The sequence below is a fragment of the Aquimarina hainanensis genome (assembly GCF_042684685.1).
In the GTDB taxonomy this organism is placed as follows: Bacteria; Bacteroidota; Bacteroidia; order Flavobacteriales; family Flavobacteriaceae; genus Aquimarina; species Aquimarina hainanensis.
The window spans coordinates 177786-195441 of the sequence record NZ_JBHULX010000004.1; the positions used below are offsets into that span (position 1 = coordinate 177786).

Here is a 17656-nt window from a genome sequence, read left to right on the forward strand (position 1 = left end):
ACGGATATAAATAGTTTGTCTGATAGGTGTATAAAGGTCTTAGATTTTAATGCAGTACTTCGAAGTTGTTAATGTAATGTTTGGCAATCGTTTTTAATTTAGAGAGTTCCAAAGGTTTTTCTATGTAATCAAATATTAATGTATTGTCTAAGGCTTTTATTCTGTCTTTGCACCAGTTAGAGGTAGTAAGGAACACAACAATCATATCTGCTCTTACTTTTTTCTTGATTTTGGAATAGTGTTCCAGAAATTCGAAACCATCCATTAACGGCATATTAATATCCAGAAAAATAATGTTAGGACGGGGGAACTTTTTAGAAGAGTGTTCTTCAGAAAATTTCCCTTGTTTTAATAAAAAATCAAGTGCTTCAATTCCATTAAGTGCCTCGTGTACTTCATTAGCAATATCTGCTACCTGAATTAACTTCTTGTTAAAAAAATTAGTAGAAGGACTATCGTCTACTAATAAAATACAGTTTACCTTTTTCATGTTTTATTAGTTTTTAAAATAGTAAAATAAAAGGTAGCTCCCTTTTCTTTAAGAGATTCTACCCAAATATTTCCTTTATGATTATCAATAATTCGCTTGCAATTTGCAAGGCCAATGCCTGTTCCTTCATATTCATTTCTTCCATGTAGGCGTTTGAATACTTCAAAAACTTTTTTATGATTCTTAGGGTCGATTCCTATCCCGTTATCCTTGACATGAAATTTCCAGAATGACTTTTCCTTTTTGTATCCAATGTCAATAATGGAGGTGTTTGGATTTCGGTATTTAATGCTGTTAGATAATAGGTTTTGGAATAATTGTCTTATTTGTATTTTGTCACATATTATAGTTGGTAGTTTCTTTATATTAATGATAGTGTTGTTTTCTGATATTGGTTGTTGTAAATCATCTAAGACTTCTTTCATAAGTATATTGAGATCCACAGCTTCAAAGGTTAATGATTTGTCATCTAATTGAGAGTAGACGAGAAGGTCATTTGTCAACGTAATCATTCTATTAGATGCATTTTCTATAAACTCCAGATATTTATTAGCTTCTTCATCAAAAAGATCTTCATATTCAGATTTAAAGAGCCCTGTAAAATTAGTAATGGTTCGTAAAGGTTCTTTTAGATCGTGGCTGGCTAAGTAAGCAAAACGTTCCAGTTCTTCGTTTAATTCATTGAGTTTGTGTTCAGCCTTTTTTCTGTAGTCGACATCCATGAGTGTTCCTACGATTTTCTGAACTTGCTTTTTATGATTTAGTAAAGCCTGTGCATTGATCAGAAACCATCGATATCCGTCTTTTTTGGTTTTTATCTGAACTTCTTGTTTGAATAAATCCCCGTTTTTGATATGATTTTCTAATCCTTTTTCAAAGCTTGTTAACTGATTAGGGTGGATTAATTTTCTGAGAAATGTAAAATTTGATGGCGTTTCATTAATGGAATACCCTAATAGTTTCTGGAATTCTTCTGACCACCAGGCAGCATCAGTTTCAGGGTTACTCCATTCCCAGAGACCTGCTCCTGATCCCATAATTGCTAACCTAAAGCGTTCTTCACTTTCTTTTAGTTGCTGTTCCATGTCTTTTGCCTTAGTGATTACATTCGCAATTCCTAAAATGCTGTTTACACGTCCGTCTTCTTCTTTTTCATTTAATTTATCAGTACATAAAATCCATATATACTCAGGTTTTTCTTTTTTTAAAACCCGGTATTCGATTTGGAAAGTTTCTTTTTCTGTTATATGCTTTAATTTTGCATAATGATCAATAACCTTTGGATAATCATCTGGGTGAATGATTTTTTCTAGGAAATGATTCCCCAGGGAACTGATATCATCAGGAGTGTATCCTGCTTCTGTCCATATACTGCCACTGCTGTAAATATACTGATCATTATGAGGGTCGTAAATATATATGATGGCAGGATTGGCATTCATAATATGTGTTAGGAAATCGTTGAGACGCTCCTTGTCATACATGATAGACTTTATATTGTGAATATTGATAAAGTTTACTACAGCTCCTCTAATGGTGTCCCCATGGTATTTATAAGGCACAATCTCCATCATAAACCAGATTCCTTTAGCATTTTGAACCTCTTTTTTATAAGGTTCATGAGTTTCTATAACAATCTTGGAAAATTCAGCAAGGTTATCGCCTCCTAGTGTTCCCGAAAAATGGTGGATTGGACGACCGATATCTTCAACCCTCAGTTGAAAATGCTCATTGATTAATGGGGTAAACTTTCTTATTTTTAATTCTTTGTCCAGGAATATAGTTCCAATATTTGTGTTTTTTACCAAATTCTCAATATCGGAGTTGAGTTCCATAAGCAAGGTGTTCTTTTCTTGTAGTTCACCATTGACTGTATGTAATTCTTCGTTGACAGATTGAAGTTCTTCATTGGTGCTTTGAAGTTCTTCATTAGACGCCAATAATTCTTCATTAGTCACTTGCATTTCTTCGTTGGAAGTTTCCAGTTCTTCTATAGAAGCTTGTAGGCTTTCTCTGGTTTCTGTAAGTGCCTGTTCTAATTCATCCACTTCTTTTTTCTGAGAAAACCTGAGATCTATGGATTGTTGCTTTTCTTTTGCAGTGACTTTTCTGTGAAGTTCTTCGATAAATGTTACAATAAAAACAGGGTTGTTATCAGTCATTGTTTTTATAGATTGAATGACTATTGAGACTATTTTTATTTTGTTTCGCTGAATAAGAGTTACCTTTTTTTTGCAGGTAGTTTTTTTGCTGGACAGTAGTTTTCTAATACTGGTAAGAAGGGGAACACTATAATCGTTAGAGAGCATTTTGAGCAGATTGTTAGAAAACCCTTCTTCAGGAAAATGAAGGTATTTTTTTACTTCTCCAAATGCCTGGATAATTTCATAGTTTTTATCGACACATATACTTACTGTTTTTGTTTCGTTGATTAAGGTTTGATTAATCAACTTTTCTATTTTATCAGTAAACGGACGCTGAATTCTATTGCTTGGAGATTTTTTCAGATCATCTTTATAGATTCTCCAGTTTTCTTTGGTATTCGCTGAGGTGATTTCAGGACTTATTGTTTTGTAGAATATTTTCCATTTAGTGTCTGTTTTGTCAAAATTTTTATCGAGTAAACCAAGGCTTTCAGAATTACCTAAGAAAAGGTATCCATGTTGATTAAGAGCGTAATGAATATTAGTTAATACTTGGTTTTGAATGTTGTTCTCCATATAGATAAGCATGTTTCTACAGGAAACAAAATCAACTTTGTTAAAAGGAGGGTTGTTTAATATATCGTGTTTGGAAAATATAATATTCTGACGGATAATCGGAGATATCTGATACCCGTTATCTTTTTTTACGAAATAATTGTCTATTCTTTCTTTAGAAACTTCGTGCTCGATATTGTGATAAATCCCTTTAGAGCCGGTATTGATAGAACGTTGATTAATATCAGTGGCAAAAATTTTATATCCAATTGAATTGATCTTTTTTGCTCGGAAATACTCTTCAAATAAAATGGCTAAAGAATAAGCCTCTTCTCCTGTAGAACAAGCAATGACCCATATTTTAATTTGGTCGCTGTTTTTATCTTTTAATTTCTTGCTAACAATTGCCGGAATTACTTTCTTTTGAAGGATATTAAAAGCTTCTTTGTCCCTAAAAAAAGAAGTAACGCCTATTAAAAATTCATGTGCTAAAATAAATTTTTCTTCGGCATCATTTTTTAATAGTTCAATGTACTTTAGAGTAGAAGGGCTTTTTGTAATATTGATACGTTTGGTTATACGTCTAGATAAGGTTGGTTTTTTATAAAAAAAGAAATCGTATCCAATATGGTTTTTTAATATTTTGAGAATAGTTACTAGAAAATCTTCCTCTCCTTCATTTATAGAGGAAATATCATGATGTGTTTTAAGGTTTTGGACATAAGACACTAATTGTTCGGGAATTTCTTTGACAGGCAGTATAAAATCACTTAGTCCATTCGATATAATACTCATGGGCATTCCATCGAACTTCGAATCTTCAGGTGTTTGGACAAATAATGTACCTCCAACTTCTTTAATGGCTTTGGCTCCTTTTGTGCCATCAGAACCTGTGCCAGAAAGGATAACTCCAATTGCCTTTTCTTTTTGATCTTCTGCTAATGACCTAAAAAAAATGTCAATAGAAAAGTTCACCAAATTGGAAGAAGATCTGGCTGTTAACCAAAGCTTTTTGTTTTTGATAATAATGTTTTTGTTTCCAGGGATAAAATAAATATGATTAGGTCTCAAAACATCTCCTTCTTCTATCTCGCTAATAATCATATTGGTGTGCTTGGATAGTAGTTCTGGCATTACACTTTTATAATCAGGAGATAAGTGTTGGATGATAACAAAGGAAAATCCTGTGTTCCTAGGGCAGTTGTTTAAGAATTTTTGTAACGCATTTAATCCTCCGGCAGAAGCTCCTATGCCAATAATAGATGTAGGTTTCTGGGTTGTATTTTCCTTTGTTTCAAGGATTTCTTTTTCCATGGAAAAAATTTAAATTAGTGTATTGAGTTCGGAATGTGGAGTTTGGTATTTTAATTTAAGGAAAAATAGGAGTCCTAAAAACAGGTAAAACTATCTGTTTTTTATAATTAGTAACTTGTTATTTTATAGGTGTTAAGGTTTTTGTGTACTCAGAAGAAGTTTTTATGTCTTTTTTGGTGTTTTGCAAAACCTGAAGGAAAACCAAAGAATACAATAAGGTAATTTTTAGCCAATAAAAAGATAGAAGGAAGGTCGAAATTATGCAGTACAGTATAATGCTAAAAATACTGCCACGCTGATATAATGATATCAACGTGGCAGGGGATGTATTTTAATTTTTTAGAATTTAAGGAATGTAGTGTATTCTTTTGATGGGCTTTTTAATATCCCATTTTCTCTCTAACTCGATTTAATACCTCATTTGCTATTTTAGTAGCTTTTTTAGCACCGATCTCCAATGCTTCGTCAATTTCATTTAGATTATTCATATAGTAGTCATAGCGTTCTCTAGGCTGTTCGAATTTGGTGATCAGTAATTCGTATAAAGCTTGTTTTGCATGACCATATCCATAGTTTCCTCCGGTATAGTTATTTCTCATTTCAGCGATCTCTGCAGGAGAGCCTAAGAGTTTATATAGTGAAAACACATTACAAGTATCAGGATCTTTAGGTGCTTCAAGAGGAAGGCTGTCGGTTTCTATAGCCATAATTTGTTTTCGCAGTTTTTTGTCTGGTAAAAACAAATTGATGATATTTCCTTTGGACTTACTCATTTTAGAGCCGTCAGTTCCGGGGACATACATTGTTTCTTTTTGAACCTGTGCTTCTGGAAGAACAAAGATTTCTCCTACTTTGTTATGTATTCTAGAAGCCACATCTCGCGTAATTTCCAGGTGCTGTAATTGATCTTTCCCTACAGGAACGATTTCTGCATCATAAAGTAGAATATCGGCAGCCATGAGCATAGGGTAGGTAAATAATCCTGCATTTACATCTTCGAGCCTGTCTGCTTTATCCTTGAATGAATGGGCAAGCGTAAGCCTTTGATATGGGAAGAAGCAATTTAAATACCAAGATAGTTCTGTTACTTGTGGAATATCACTTTGACGATAAAATACACTTTTTTGAATGTCTAGTCCAAAGGCAAGCCAGGTAGCAGCAGTGGAATAGGTGTTTTCTCGCAGTGTTTTAGCATCTTTTATTTGGGTTAAAGAGTGCATGTCTGCAATAAACAGGAAAGAGTCATTTTCTGGTTGGTTAGATATTTCAATAGCCGGCATAATAGCTCCCAGAATGTTTCCTAAGTGTGGAGTTCCTGTACTTTGTACGCCTGTTAGAATTCGTGACATAATATATTTTGGTTTCGCGCAAAGGTATATCTTTTGTTCAGATAGCTCAAATCAATTATGTATTTTTGAAGTTATGGTAATTTTAAAAAAGATAATCATCCTGTTTTGGAGGATCTGGTTTTATATAATGATGGGGGTTCCTATTATTATAATGTTTCCTTTATTATTATTGTTTACTTCCCGGGATCAGTGGTATCCTTATTTTTTTGTTTTGGCTAGATTTTGGGCAAAAATTGTACTTTATGGAACAGGTTTTTTTCCTAAGGTAACCAGAGAAGCTACCATAGATAGAAAGAAAAGCTATATGTTTATAGCCAATCATACTTCTATGGCTGATATTATGTTGATGTTGTATTGTGTGAAGAATCCTTTTGTTTTTGTAGGAAAAAAAGAATTGGTGAAAATTCCTGTATTTGGTTTTTTTTATAAGAGGACTTGCATTTTGGTGGATAGAGGTAGTCAGAAAAGCAGGAAAGAAGTTTTTGTTCAGGCGCAGGCACGATTGCAGTCTGGAATTAGTATTTGTATTTTTCCTGAAGGAGGAGTGCCTGATGATGAACGTGTAATATTGGACGTGTTTAAAGATGGAGCTTTTCGATTGGCAATTGATCACAAGATTCCGATATTGCCATTGACATTTTTTGATAATAAGAAACGATTTTCTTATACGTTTTTTAGCGGGTCACCAGGGGTGATGCGAGCTGTTGTTCATAAAGAAATTCCTACGAACACTCTTTCTTTAGAAGATAAGAAAGTATTAAAAGAAGCTTCCAGATCAGTAATCCTACATGCTTTGGAGAGTGACCAGAAAAGCCTGTTGGGGGGTACTGTTTAAAAAGAGAAGCTTACTCCGGTATATACTCCAAAATAATAAGGTTTGAAATCTTCTGCATTGCTATTAAAGCCATTAATTTGATATTTGAAAATGGGTTCCAGATTAAGTAAAAAGTGCTTAGATAGTTTATAGTCCAGCCCTAGTCCCAGATTGCTACTATAGCTAATGTCGTTGATGTTATTAGCTTTTCCGATATTCGTTTCAAAATCTCCTGAGCTGATAGAGATGCTATTATCATCTAAGAAAAGAGAACTAAATCCACCAATCAGATGAATTCCTATTTTTTGATCCGTAAGGGTGTATTTTAACTCTATAGGGATTTCTATATATCGTATGTTCTGATTCAGTAACCCAGGATTTTGTTTAGAAAATATAAAGGCTTCGCCATCCAGAGATATAGGAGAAGGAACCGGCGTTTTTATGTCAGAAACAACAATTGCATTTGCGTTTGGTGCATAATCAATACTTTCCAGGTTGTTTCCTATTATCGCAGGAGAGTATCCTACGTTTTCTGTGCCATATCCCAACGTTACCTTATTGACACCGGAACGGATGCTTAATTTTTTATTTATTTTATAAGCCACTTGTACTCCATAGCTGATGTTGATATCACTACTTTTGTTATTGTCTGCAAATTCTGGATCTATTGAAGAGCCATTGCCAACAGAACCATAATATACTGGCGCAGCATTAGGGGTTACACTCCATTTCTTATAAGGTTTTTCTGATGTTCTTTTAAGGTTGGTTTCCTTTTCGGTAATGGCATCAAAAATTGACTTTTTAGCAGGCTCTTCTGTAATGAAAGCTGAGGTTTTTTCTTTTGGAGTGGAGGAATCTTCAATGTCTTTTTTTGTGCCGTTTTGAGCAATATTTTCTTTCAGATGAGCATCGTTGTTTTTAAAGGTAAAAGTATTTTTTTTACTTTCAGGGCTAGGAATATGCTCGGGAGTATCTGATATATGAGTCTCTGGTTTTTTCGAAATATTTTTTTGATGAGCAAGAAGTGGTTGCGCGCTACGAGTTTTCGAAGAAATGGTATGAGTGTTAGAAGGGGCAGGTTGTAGTTCTACTGTTTGAAATTCCCTCTGGGTAGGGGGTGTACTTTTAGACTCTATGGATGTGTCTTTTTCACTTGCGATAGTAGTGTTAGAAGAGGTGTTTTTTATTTTTTCTACCGGATTGTCGTTTGAAAGTTTTTCTTCAGATGAGGTGTTGTCAGTTTTCTGAACAGGAGATTCATTAACGACAATATGTTGTGTAGGGGCTTCCGGATTTTCTTTTGAGATACTTATTGATACGATTATAGCAATAATCGCAGCAACTCCAGCGATTTTGAACCAAAGAGGAACAACACGTCTTTTTTTGCGCTGATGTTGTTGAACTTTGATTCTTTCCCAGACAGCAGGGTCAGGAGTAACTTCAAAATCTTTGAATTTTTCCTGAAATAATCTATCTATGTTTTTTTTATCTTTCATCTCCTTTCTTCAACTTGTTGAAGCTTTAGTTTTTCAATAGTTTCTATTTTGCCTTTTAATATATATCTGGCTCGCGCCAGGTTAGATTTTGAAGTTCCGGTAGAAATGTGTAACATCTCGGCAATCTCTTTATGAGAATATCCGTCTAATACATATAGATTAAAAACGAGTCTATATCTATCAGGTAACTCTTGAATAATCTCTAATAAATAGTCTAGAGAGATTTCTTCTTCATCAATTTCTATTTCGATATCTTCTATTTGTTCTTCATTAACGATCTCAAGTACTTTTTGTTTTCTGTACTGTTGTAAAGCTATGTTGATCGTAATTCTTTTCAGCCAACCTTCAAAAGAACCTTTGTTTTTAAACTGACCAATTTTATCAAAAATAGTAATGAAAGCATCTTGTAATATGTCCTCTGCAGCAGTGTAGCTACTGCTGTATTTAAGACAAATAGAAAACAGTTTGCTGCTATACAGTTTGTATAGCAGCTCCTGTGCTCTTGGGTCTTTCTTTTTGCATTTTTGTATGAGTTGGTCTATACTCAATATTCTTATTTTTTAATTAGGTTCTTCTTGTACGACAGGAACCTCGACTGTCAAAAACTGATTTTTTCCTGCAGCATCTTCTCCTTGCCAGAATTCGAATATGTATGATTTTTCTCTTCCGGCAATGAAGTCAAAAGAAACCGTTGTGGTGTCGTTCTTAGGAAGTGTGTCACATGCTCTTTCGTTAAAAACAATATTGACAACAGATACCGTTCTTTTGTTCTCAGATCTTCTATAATCATATCCACTAAATGTATGACATGTGGTAGGACGAAAGAAGGATGTTTTTATTTTGTATGTTTTTCCTGTTACAAACGCTTCCGGGATATCTACAGATTCAACAGGAACTAATTCGTAGAAAAAACTAATGTTATCATCGTCTTCTACACAACCTAAAAATATACTCGCAGTGAGTATTATTAACAATATGCTTACCTTTCTCATAAAACTTTTTTTCTTCATTGCATGTTTTTTTCATTAGATGGAAGTAAGCAAAATGGGTTGCGTATAAAGTACAAAAAAAACCCGAAGATTCGGGTTTTTAGTATTTTAAGAAAAAAGAAATTAGCCTTTTGCGATTGTGATTGCTTCTTTGATTTTTTCTTCGAGCTCTTCCATTAATTCGGGGTTGTCATTTAGTAATGATTTTACGGCATCCCGACCCTGACCAAGTTTAGTGTCTTGGTAGCTAAACCAGGATCCACTCTTTTTTACGATTTCATAATCCACTCCTATATCGATAATTTCTCCGTTTTTAGAGATTCCTTCTCCATACATAATATCGAATTCTGCAGTTCTGAAAGGAGGGGCTACTTTATTCTTTACAATTTTAACTCTTGTTTTATTACCGATGACTTCGCTATTACTATCTTTTATCTGAGTAGACCTCCTAATATCCAGACGAACAGAAGCATAAAACTTTAGTGCGTTTCCTCCGGTGGTTGTTTCCGGATTTCCAAACATAACCCCAATTTTTTCACGAAGCTGGTTAATGAAAATTACAGTACAATTCGTCTTACTGATAGAACTGGTTAATTTCCTTAATGCCTGAGACATTAATCGGGCATGAAGCCCCATTTTAGAATCTCCCATTTCTCCTTCAATTTCGCTTTTGGGAGTAAGCGCAGCTACAGAATCCACTACAATAATATCAATTGCTCCAGAACGTATCAGGTTATCTGCGATTTCGAGTGCCTGCTCTCCGTGATCGGGTTGAGAAATGATTAAATTATCGATATCAACTCCGAGCTTCTCTGCATAAAAACGGTCAAAAGCATGCTCCGCATCAATAAAAGCAGCAATTCCCCCGGCTTGTTGAGCCTGTGCAATTGCATGAAGAGTTAAGGTTGTTTTACCTGAAGATTCAGGTCCGAAAATCTCAATCACTCTTCCTCTTGGATATCCTCCGACACCTAAGGCTAAGTCTAAGCCCAGAGAACCAGTAGATATTGTTTCAACTTCCTGGATGGCACTGTCTCCCATCTTCATTACAGTTCCCTTTCCATAGGCTTTGTCTAACTTATCCAGTGTTAGTTTTAATGCCTTTAATTTCGATTCTTTTTCTTTTTCAGTGCTCATGCGTTTGCTTCTTTTGAATTGATGTTGGCTAAAATACTACAAGTTTTTTGTATCCCAATTTTTTCATTCAAAGGATATGTCTGAATTTATCAACAATTCAAAGAAAAAATATTTTTATTCTTTGTACGCAACCAATTAAGTAGAGTCGCATCTTATGGGTATAAAAGCAATTTTGAACAAATTACAATTCCTTGATAGCGCATTATGAAGTTTGTTAAAACAGTTGCAAAGCAACATGTAGGAGAATCTGTCATCACGGCTGTCAGTTATTGTATAGTTGAAGGAGGCTAGCTTCGTTAGTTTAATATTTTATCGTAAGAAAAATTAAATTAACGAATTAGCCAAAAAAAAGCGTTCTATGTGATCACATAGAACGCTTTTTTTATAGAAAACACCCTCTCTCTTATTTTAAATAAATCTATATTACAGGTAGAGGTTTGTAAGAAAGTAGTATTTCTGGCATTTATACAGTTAGTATTTGTATTTTTGCAAAAATATTTTCTTTAAAAACTTAAAATAATAGTATAGCATGCAACTGTACAATAAATTAAGCGCTAAAGAGAGAGCAGCCATTATAGACGAAGCTGGAACAGAACGCTTGACGTTGTCTTTTTATCAATACGCGCAGATTGGAAATCCTGAAATTTTTAGAAACCATCTTTATATTGCTTGGGATGACCTGGATGTATTAGGTAGAATATATGTCGCTCATGAAGGAATTAATGCACAGTTATCTGTGCCTGCTCCTAATTTTTTAAAGTTCAAAGCACATTTGGATAGTGTTTCTTTCCTGAAAGATGTCCGTCTTAATATTGCTAGAGAACAGGATATGAAATCCTTTCTAAAATTAAAAGTGAAAGTCCGGAAAAAAATTCTGGCTGATGGATTGAATGATCATACTTTTGATGTAACAAACAAAGGAGTACATGTCGGAGCAAAAGAGTTTAATGAGCTAATAAGCAGAGAGGATACCGTTCTGGTAGATATGAGAAATCATTACGAAAGTGAGATTGGGCATTTCAAAGGAGCGATTACCCCAGATGTAGATACTTTTAGAGATTCTCTGGATATTATAGAAGAAGATCTTAAAGAACATAAAGAAGACAAAAACCTGGTTATGTATTGTACCGGAGGAATTCGATGCGAGAAAGCCAGTGCGTATTACAAGCACAAGGGATTTAAAAAAGTTTTTCAGCTAGAAGGAGGGATTATAGAATATGCGAGACAAGTAGAAGAAGAAGGGTTGGAAAACAAGTTTTTGGGAAAGAACTTTGTCTTTGATCATAGAAGAGCAGAACCCATTTCTGATGATGTTATTTCTAATTGTCACCAATGTGGAAAACCTTGCGACACGCATGTGAATTGTGCTAATGAAGCCTGTCACTTATTGTTTATTCAGTGTGAAGATTGTGCAAAAGCAATGGACAGTTGTTGCTCTAATGAGTGCAAAGAAATCAATAGTCTTCCTTACGAAGAGCAAAAAGCCCTTAGGAAAGGAAAGATGAATAGCAATAAAATATTTAAAAAAGGACGTTCAGAAGTGTTGAAGTATAAGCAGTGATGCTAAAATATTTTGAAGACTGTGGTTCGTAAAATAATTCTTGTATCTTTATCAGTAAAGATTGTAAGAGAAAAATAAAATTTCAGATCAAATTAAGAACCGTTTTTGCAATGAGAAATCATTGGCAAATAGCAATATAGAAAGAGATTATGGGCTGTAGTAGTTGTTCCTCTAAAAATGACGGACAACCAAGAGGGTGTAATAATAATGGTACCTGTGGTACCGATGGATGTAATAAACTAACAGTTTTTGACTGGCTGTCAAATATGGCGTTACCGAATGGTATGGAGCTGTTTAACTGTGTCGAAATACGTTTTAAAAATGGAAGAAAGGGATTTTATAAAAATATAGATAACCTTTCTTTAAGCATTGGCGATATTGTTGCTACGGAGGCTTCTCCGGGACATGATGTCGGTGTTGTATCCCTTGTTGGTGAACTGGTGAAAATCCAGATGAAAAAAAAGAAAGTTCAGGTAGGAAGCGAAGAGGTAAAAAAAATATATAGAAAAGCTTCTCAAAAAGATATAGATATATGGCAGAAAGTGCGAGCCAGGGAAGAGGCTATGAAAGTCAAATCCCGGGAGATCGCTATCCGCCTTCAATTGCAAATGAAAATCTCTGATATTGAATTTCAGGGAGATGGATCCAAAGCTACCTTTTATTATACGGCAGAAGAAAGAGTTGATTTTAGGCAATTGATTAAAGAGTTTGCACACGAGTTTAATATCCGAATTGAAATGCGTCAAATTGGGTTTAGACAGGAAGCTGCGAGACTCGGAGGTGTTGGTTCTTGTGGTAGAGAACTATGTTGTTCTACTTGGCTTACAGATTTTAGGTCTGTTAATACCAGTGCAGCGCGATATCAGCAATTATCACTCAATCCTCAAAAGTTGGCAGGGCAATGCGGGAAACTAAAATGCTGCCTTAATTACGAATTAGATGCGTATATTGATGCCCTGAAAGATTTTCCTAGAACAGAAACAAAATTACAAACAGAAAAAGGAGTGGCAGTATGCCAGAAAATTGATGTTTTTAAAGGATATTTGTGGTATGCGTACGAAGGGGAGTGGATGAATTGGCATAAAATCTCCGCAGAAGATGCAAATGAAATTGTTCAGGCAAATAATAATAAGGAAAAAGTAGCAAGTCTGGAAGAGTATGCTTCTGATTTGTTAGAGGATACTAAAGTTGACTTTGAAAACGTTGTAGGACAAGATAGTTTGACCAGATTTGATCAGCCAAAACGGACAAGAAGAAAAAACCGGTCAAAAAATAAAAGAAAGCCTGTGCAAAAAAAAGCTCAGGAAAAGAAAACGCAGGAAAAGAAAAAGAATACGAAAGGAAATGTTGCTTCCAAAAAGAAAGTAGACAATAAAGCTGCTAAAAAAACGAATAACCAACAACGCAATAAGAAACGAAAACCGCAGAAAAGAAATAATGATAAAGTGTAAGCTGTTTATCTTAGCCATTGTTTTTATAAGTGTAGTTTCATGTGACAATAACAGAGTGTTTGATGAATATCAAACACTGCCTGCTAGCGTTTGGAAAAAAGATAAAACACTTACATTTGTTATCCCAAAACTAGATTCATTACAACCCTATAATTTATTTATAAATATCCGTAATAATGATGACTACGAATACAGCAATCTGTTTTTGATTAGTGAAATGAAATTTCCAAATGGAAAAATTATTAAGGATACACTAGAATATCAGATGGCGGCTCCAAATGGTAGTTGGTTGGGAACAGGCTTCTCAGATCTTAAAGAAAGTAAGCTCTGGTATAAAGAGCAGGTTAAATTTCTGGAGGATGGAGACTATGAAATCTCAATACAACATGCTATGAGAAAAAACGGAGAGGTGTATGGGGTTGATGAACTACTGGGAATAACAGAAGTAGGATTTAGAATAGAATTCGCAATAAACCATTAATTATATGTCAAAAACACCACCCAAATCAACAAAAAAAGTGGCAAAACCTTCCAGTACCGGTACTATTAAATATATTAAGTGGTTCTGGATTGTTTTTATTCTGGGGATTAGTTCGGTGATTTTATTATTTCTTTTAGCAAGTTGGGGAGCTTTTGGAGATATGCCGAGATTTGAGGAATTAGAAAATCCTAAAAATGATTTGGCAACGCAGATCATTTCTTCTGATGGCGTTCAGATAGGAACTTTTTTTGAAGAAAACAGAACTCCTATAGAGTTTAAAGATTTGCCAACACATCTTACAGAAGCTTTAGTTGCTACAGAAGATGCACGATATTATGAGCATTCGGGGATTGATGCCAGAGGTACGCTAAGGGCAATTGTGTATTTAGGAAAGAATGGAGGAGCAAGTACAATTACACAACAATTAGCGAAACAGCTTTTTCACGGAACAAGAACAAAAGGATGGAGACGATATACTCAGAAAATTAAAGAATGGGTAATTGCTACCAGACTGGAGCGTCAGTATACCAAGGATGAAATTATGACGATGTATCTGAATAAATATGATTTCCTGAATCAGGCAATTGGTATTAGTTCTGCCTCGAGAATTTATTTTAATAAGAGTCCAAAGGAATTAAAAAAGGAAGAAGCTGCAATGCTTGTGGGGATGTTGAAAAACTCCGCATTATACAACCCTTTGAGAAGACCTGAAATGGTAACAAAAAGAAGAAATGTAGTGCTATCTCAAATGGAAAAATATGGATACATAAATGTAGCAGAAAAAGATAGCTTACAGCAATTACCATTGGGGATAGATTACGCCCCGGAAGGGCATTCCGATGGATTAGCAACCTATTTTAGAGAATTTGTAAGAAGCTGGATGAAGAAATGGGTGCGAGATAACCCAAAAGGAGAAGATGAAAATGGTCCGATACTATATGATATATACAGGGATGGGTTGAAAATTAATGTAACGATTGATTCCAGAATGCAGAAATATGCAGAAGAGGCTGTAAAAGAGCATATGTCTAATTTGCAAAAAGAGTTTGATAAACAGGAAAAAAGCAATAAAACAAGTCCTTTTAGAGATCTTACAACAGAACAAATAGACGGGATCATTAACCGCGCGATTAAAAACTCTGCCAGAAGAAGAGCGATGTTGGCCGAAGGAAAAAGTGAGGAAGAAATAAAAGCTTCTTTTGATAAAAAGACTAAAATGAAGGTATTTTCCTGGAAGGGAGAGGTTGATACTATTATGACACCGAGAGACTCGATTCGATATTATAAAGGTTTCTTAAGAGCTGGAATGATGTCTATGGAGCCGCAAACAGGGCAGGTAAAAGCCTGGGTTGGAGGAGTAGACTACAAGCATTTTCAATATGATCAGGTGTATCAGGGAGCACGTCAGGTAGGATCTACTTTTAAGCCTTTTGTATATGCTACAGCGATAGATCAGTTAAAGCTTTCTCCTTGTGATACCATGCCGAGATCGCAGATTACGATTCCTGACGGATCACATGGGGTTGTGGGTAAAGATTGGATTCCTAAAAACAGTGATGGTAAGTATGAAGGGTATATGACTTTAAAAGCTGCACTTGCTAACTCGGTGAATACAATATCAGCTCGTTTACTAGATCGAATTGGTCCGGAACCCATTGTGCGATTAGCTCAGAAGATGGGAGTGGAATCAGAAATTCAGGAAGTAGCTTCTATTTGTTTAGGATCTGTAGATCTGAAATTATCAGAGATGGTTGGTGCTTATAGTACATTTGCTAATCAAGGGATTTATACAAAACCGGTAATGATTACTAGTATTGAGGACAAGAACGGAACTATTCTATATCAATTTGTGCCCGAGACGCAAGATGTAATCAGTAAAGATGCAGCTTATGTAACTGTGAACCTGATGGAGGGGGTAACTCAGTCAGGATCAGGGGCGAGACTTCGTTCAGGACCGTCAAACAGATATGACTACAAAAATGTGATCACAGGATATCCGTATCAATTCAGAAACCCGATAGCAGGAAAAACAGGAACTACGCAAAACCAAAGTGATGGATGGTTTATGGGAATGGTACCTAATCTATGTACAGGAGTTTGGGTTGGAGGAGATGATCGGGCAACCCACTTCAGAAGTACTTTATTTGGACAGGGAGCAGCGATGGCGCTTCCTATTTGGGGATTGTATATGAAAAAATGTTATGCCGATGAATCATTAAAAGTATCCACAAAAGCATTTCCAAAACCAAAAGATCTGAGTATAGAGGTTGATTGTAAGGAGTTTAGAAAGAGTATCCAAAAGGATGATGACTCCGGAGATGAGTTTGGATTTTAATCGATGTGTTTTTTGTGATGAGATATATGGTCTGTAAAGGCTAAAGTGATGTAATTTTTAGTACTTTTAGAGTGCTAAAATTAGAACACTATGATTCGAAAAACAGTAAGTGGGGTTACTGAAGCCGTTGCTGGGATTGAAGATAATATGACTTTAATGCTGGGAGGTTTTGGTTTATGTGGTATTCCGGAAAATGCAATAGCAGAATTAGTAAAACGAAATGTAAAAGGATTAACCTGTATTTCTAATAATGCAGGAGTTGATGATTTTGGATTAGGTTTATTACTTCAGGAGAGGCAAATAAAGAAGATGATTTCTTCTTATGTGGGGGAGAATGATGAATTCGAAAGACAGATGCTGAGTGGAGAACTGGAGGTAGAGTTAATCCCTCAGGGAACACTGGCAGAACGTTGTCGTGCAGCTCAGGGAGGATTTCCTGCGATTTATACTCCGGCTGGTTACGGTACAGAAGTAGCCGAAGGAAAAGAAACGAGAGAGTTTGATGGGAAAATGTATGTTTTGGAACATGCTTTCAAAGCAGATTTTGCCTTTATTAAAGCATGGAAGGGGGATGAAGCAGGAAATCTCATATTCAAAGGAACAGCAAGAAACTTTAACCCTTGTATGTGTGGAGCGGCTAAAATTACAGTGGTAGAGGTGGAAGAACTGGTGCCAGCTGGAACATTAGACCCTGATCATATTCATATCCCAGGTATTTTTGTACAGCGTATTTTTCAAGGAGAAAAGTATGAGAAAAGAATAGAACAGCGTACAGTGCGAAAAAAATAATCCCATATTGATTTTCAGACAGTGTTTTATCATTTTTTATAAATTTTAAAATTCACAAATCATGGCAACATTAAGACTGGGTGATGAAGCACCCAATTTTGTAGCTCAAACAACACAAGGCGAAATCGATTTTCATAACTGGCTAGGAGATAGTTGGGGAGTTTTGTTTTCGCATCCTGCCGATTATACCCCGGTTTGTACAACAGAATTAGGAACAGTGGCTAAATATGCAAAAGAATTTAGCGATAGAAATGTAAAAGTAGCTGCGCTGAGTGTAGATGGACTGGAAGATCATCACGGATGGATTAAGGATATTAACGAGACGCAACAGACAACGGTTGATTTTCCTATTATTGCAGATGAAGAACGAAAAGTATCAGAATTATATGATATGATTCATCCCAATGCAGATAGTAAAATGACAGTTCGTTCTGTTTTTGTTATTGGTGCAGATAAAAAAATCAAATTAATTATTGTGTATCCCGCTTCTACTGGTAGGAATTTTGATGAACTATTACGTGTTATAGATTCATTACAATTGACAGCCTACCATAAGCTGGCTACGCCTGCAAATTGGAAACACGGAGAAGATTGTGTTATCTCTCCGGCCGTTTCTAATGAGGAAATACCAGCATTATTTCCTAAAGGGCATAGAGAGGTGAAACCTTATTTGAGATATACGCCTCAGCCTGATTTAAACTAAAGAAAATTTATATGCCTCTTGTTTTAGATAGACAAGAGGCGTTTATTC

14 protein-coding genes are annotated in these 17656 nt (G+C 35.3%); 7 read left to right on the forward strand and 7 right to left on the reverse strand.

Annotation, left to right across the window (positions count from 1 at the left end):
- Window positions 1-46: 46 nt before the first annotated feature.
- From ACFSTE_RS06235 to trpS, 3 genes are all read right to left on the reverse strand, one after another.
- Window positions 47-490, reverse strand: a complete 444-nt coding sequence (locus ACFSTE_RS06235) for a response regulator (protein WP_378257579.1) — start codon at window positions 488-490, stop codon at window positions 47-49.
- Window positions 487-4503 carry a chemotaxis protein CheB gene (locus tag ACFSTE_RS06240; protein ID WP_378257577.1) on the reverse strand — a complete coding sequence of 1339 codons (4017 nt, stop codon included), beginning with the start codon at window positions 4501-4503 and terminating at the stop codon, window positions 487-489. Before ACFSTE_RS06240 ends, ACFSTE_RS06235 begins: the two co-directional genes overlap by 4 nt.
- Window positions 4504-4883: 380 nt before the next feature.
- The gene (trpS, locus tag ACFSTE_RS06245; RefSeq protein WP_176028302.1) at window positions 4884-5852 is read right to left on the reverse strand and encodes a tryptophan--tRNA ligase; all 969 of its coding nucleotides are present in this window, start codon (window positions 5850-5852) and stop codon (window positions 4884-4886) included.
- A 73-nt stretch (window positions 5853-5925) separates the two neighbouring features.
- Between trpS and ACFSTE_RS06250 the strand changes: the two genes are divergently transcribed.
- A complete protein-coding gene (locus ACFSTE_RS06250; RefSeq protein ID WP_176028303.1) occupies window positions 5926-6687 on the forward strand; it encodes a lysophospholipid acyltransferase family protein in 762 nt (253 codons plus the stop codon).
- On the opposite strand, the gene ACFSTE_RS06255 is transcribed toward ACFSTE_RS06250, so the two are convergent.
- The 4 genes from ACFSTE_RS06255 to recA all read right to left on the reverse strand — a co-directional run bounded on the left by ACFSTE_RS06255 (window position 6684) and on the right by recA (window position 10288).
- Entirely contained in the window at window positions 6684-8162 is a 1479-nt protein-coding gene (locus ACFSTE_RS06255; protein WP_378257573.1) for an outer membrane beta-barrel protein, read from the reverse strand. The genes ACFSTE_RS06250 and ACFSTE_RS06255 overlap by 4 nt on opposite strands.
- Complete coding sequence (locus ACFSTE_RS06260; protein ID WP_378257571.1) at window positions 8159-8710, reverse strand: RNA polymerase sigma factor; 552 nt, start codon at window positions 8708-8710, stop codon at window positions 8159-8161. Before ACFSTE_RS06260 ends, ACFSTE_RS06255 begins: the two co-directional genes overlap by 4 nt.
- A 12-nt stretch (window positions 8711-8722) precedes the next feature.
- Complete coding sequence (locus ACFSTE_RS06265; RefSeq protein ID WP_378257569.1) at window positions 8723-9172, reverse strand: hypothetical protein; 450 nt, start codon at window positions 9170-9172, stop codon at window positions 8723-8725.
- A gap of 102 nt (window positions 9173-9274) precedes the next feature.
- A complete protein-coding gene (gene recA / locus ACFSTE_RS06270) occupies window positions 9275-10288 on the reverse strand; it encodes a recombinase RecA (protein ID WP_176028307.1) in 1014 nt (337 codons plus the stop codon).
- 529 nt (window positions 10289-10817) lie between these two features.
- Here recA and trhO point away from each other — a divergent pair.
- The 6 genes from trhO (at window position 10818) to ACFSTE_RS06300 (ending at window position 17608) form a co-directional block, all read left to right on the forward strand.
- Window positions 10818-11849, forward strand: a complete 1032-nt coding sequence (gene trhO, locus ACFSTE_RS06275) for an oxygen-dependent tRNA uridine(34) hydroxylase TrhO (RefSeq protein ID WP_378257567.1) — start codon at window positions 10818-10820, stop codon at window positions 11847-11849.
- Window positions 11850-11998: 149 nt separating this feature from the next.
- Window positions 11999-13300 carry a PSP1 domain-containing protein gene (locus ACFSTE_RS06280; protein ID WP_176028309.1) on the forward strand — a complete coding sequence of 434 codons (1302 nt, stop codon included), beginning with the start codon at window positions 11999-12001 and terminating at the stop codon, window positions 13298-13300.
- Window positions 13287-13781 carry a gliding motility lipoprotein GldH gene (locus ACFSTE_RS06285; protein ID WP_378257565.1) on the forward strand — a complete coding sequence of 165 codons (495 nt, stop codon included), beginning with the start codon at window positions 13287-13289 and terminating at the stop codon, window positions 13779-13781. Before ACFSTE_RS06280 ends, ACFSTE_RS06285 begins: the two co-directional genes overlap by 14 nt.
- A 4-nt stretch (window positions 13782-13785) precedes the next feature.
- Entirely contained in the window at window positions 13786-16116 is a 2331-nt protein-coding gene (locus ACFSTE_RS06290) for a penicillin-binding protein 1A (protein WP_176028311.1), read from the forward strand.
- A 90-nt stretch (window positions 16117-16206) separates the two neighbouring features.
- Window positions 16207-16905, forward strand: coding sequence for a CoA transferase subunit A (locus ACFSTE_RS06295; protein ID WP_176028312.1), 699 nt, complete (start codon window positions 16207-16209; stop codon window positions 16903-16905).
- Window positions 16906-16966: 61 nt separating this feature from the next.
- Window positions 16967-17608 (forward strand): peroxiredoxin, encoded by a 642-nt coding sequence (locus ACFSTE_RS06300; protein WP_176028313.1) that lies wholly within the window; start codon window positions 16967-16969, stop codon window positions 17606-17608.
- Window positions 17609-17656 lie beyond the last annotated feature (48 nt).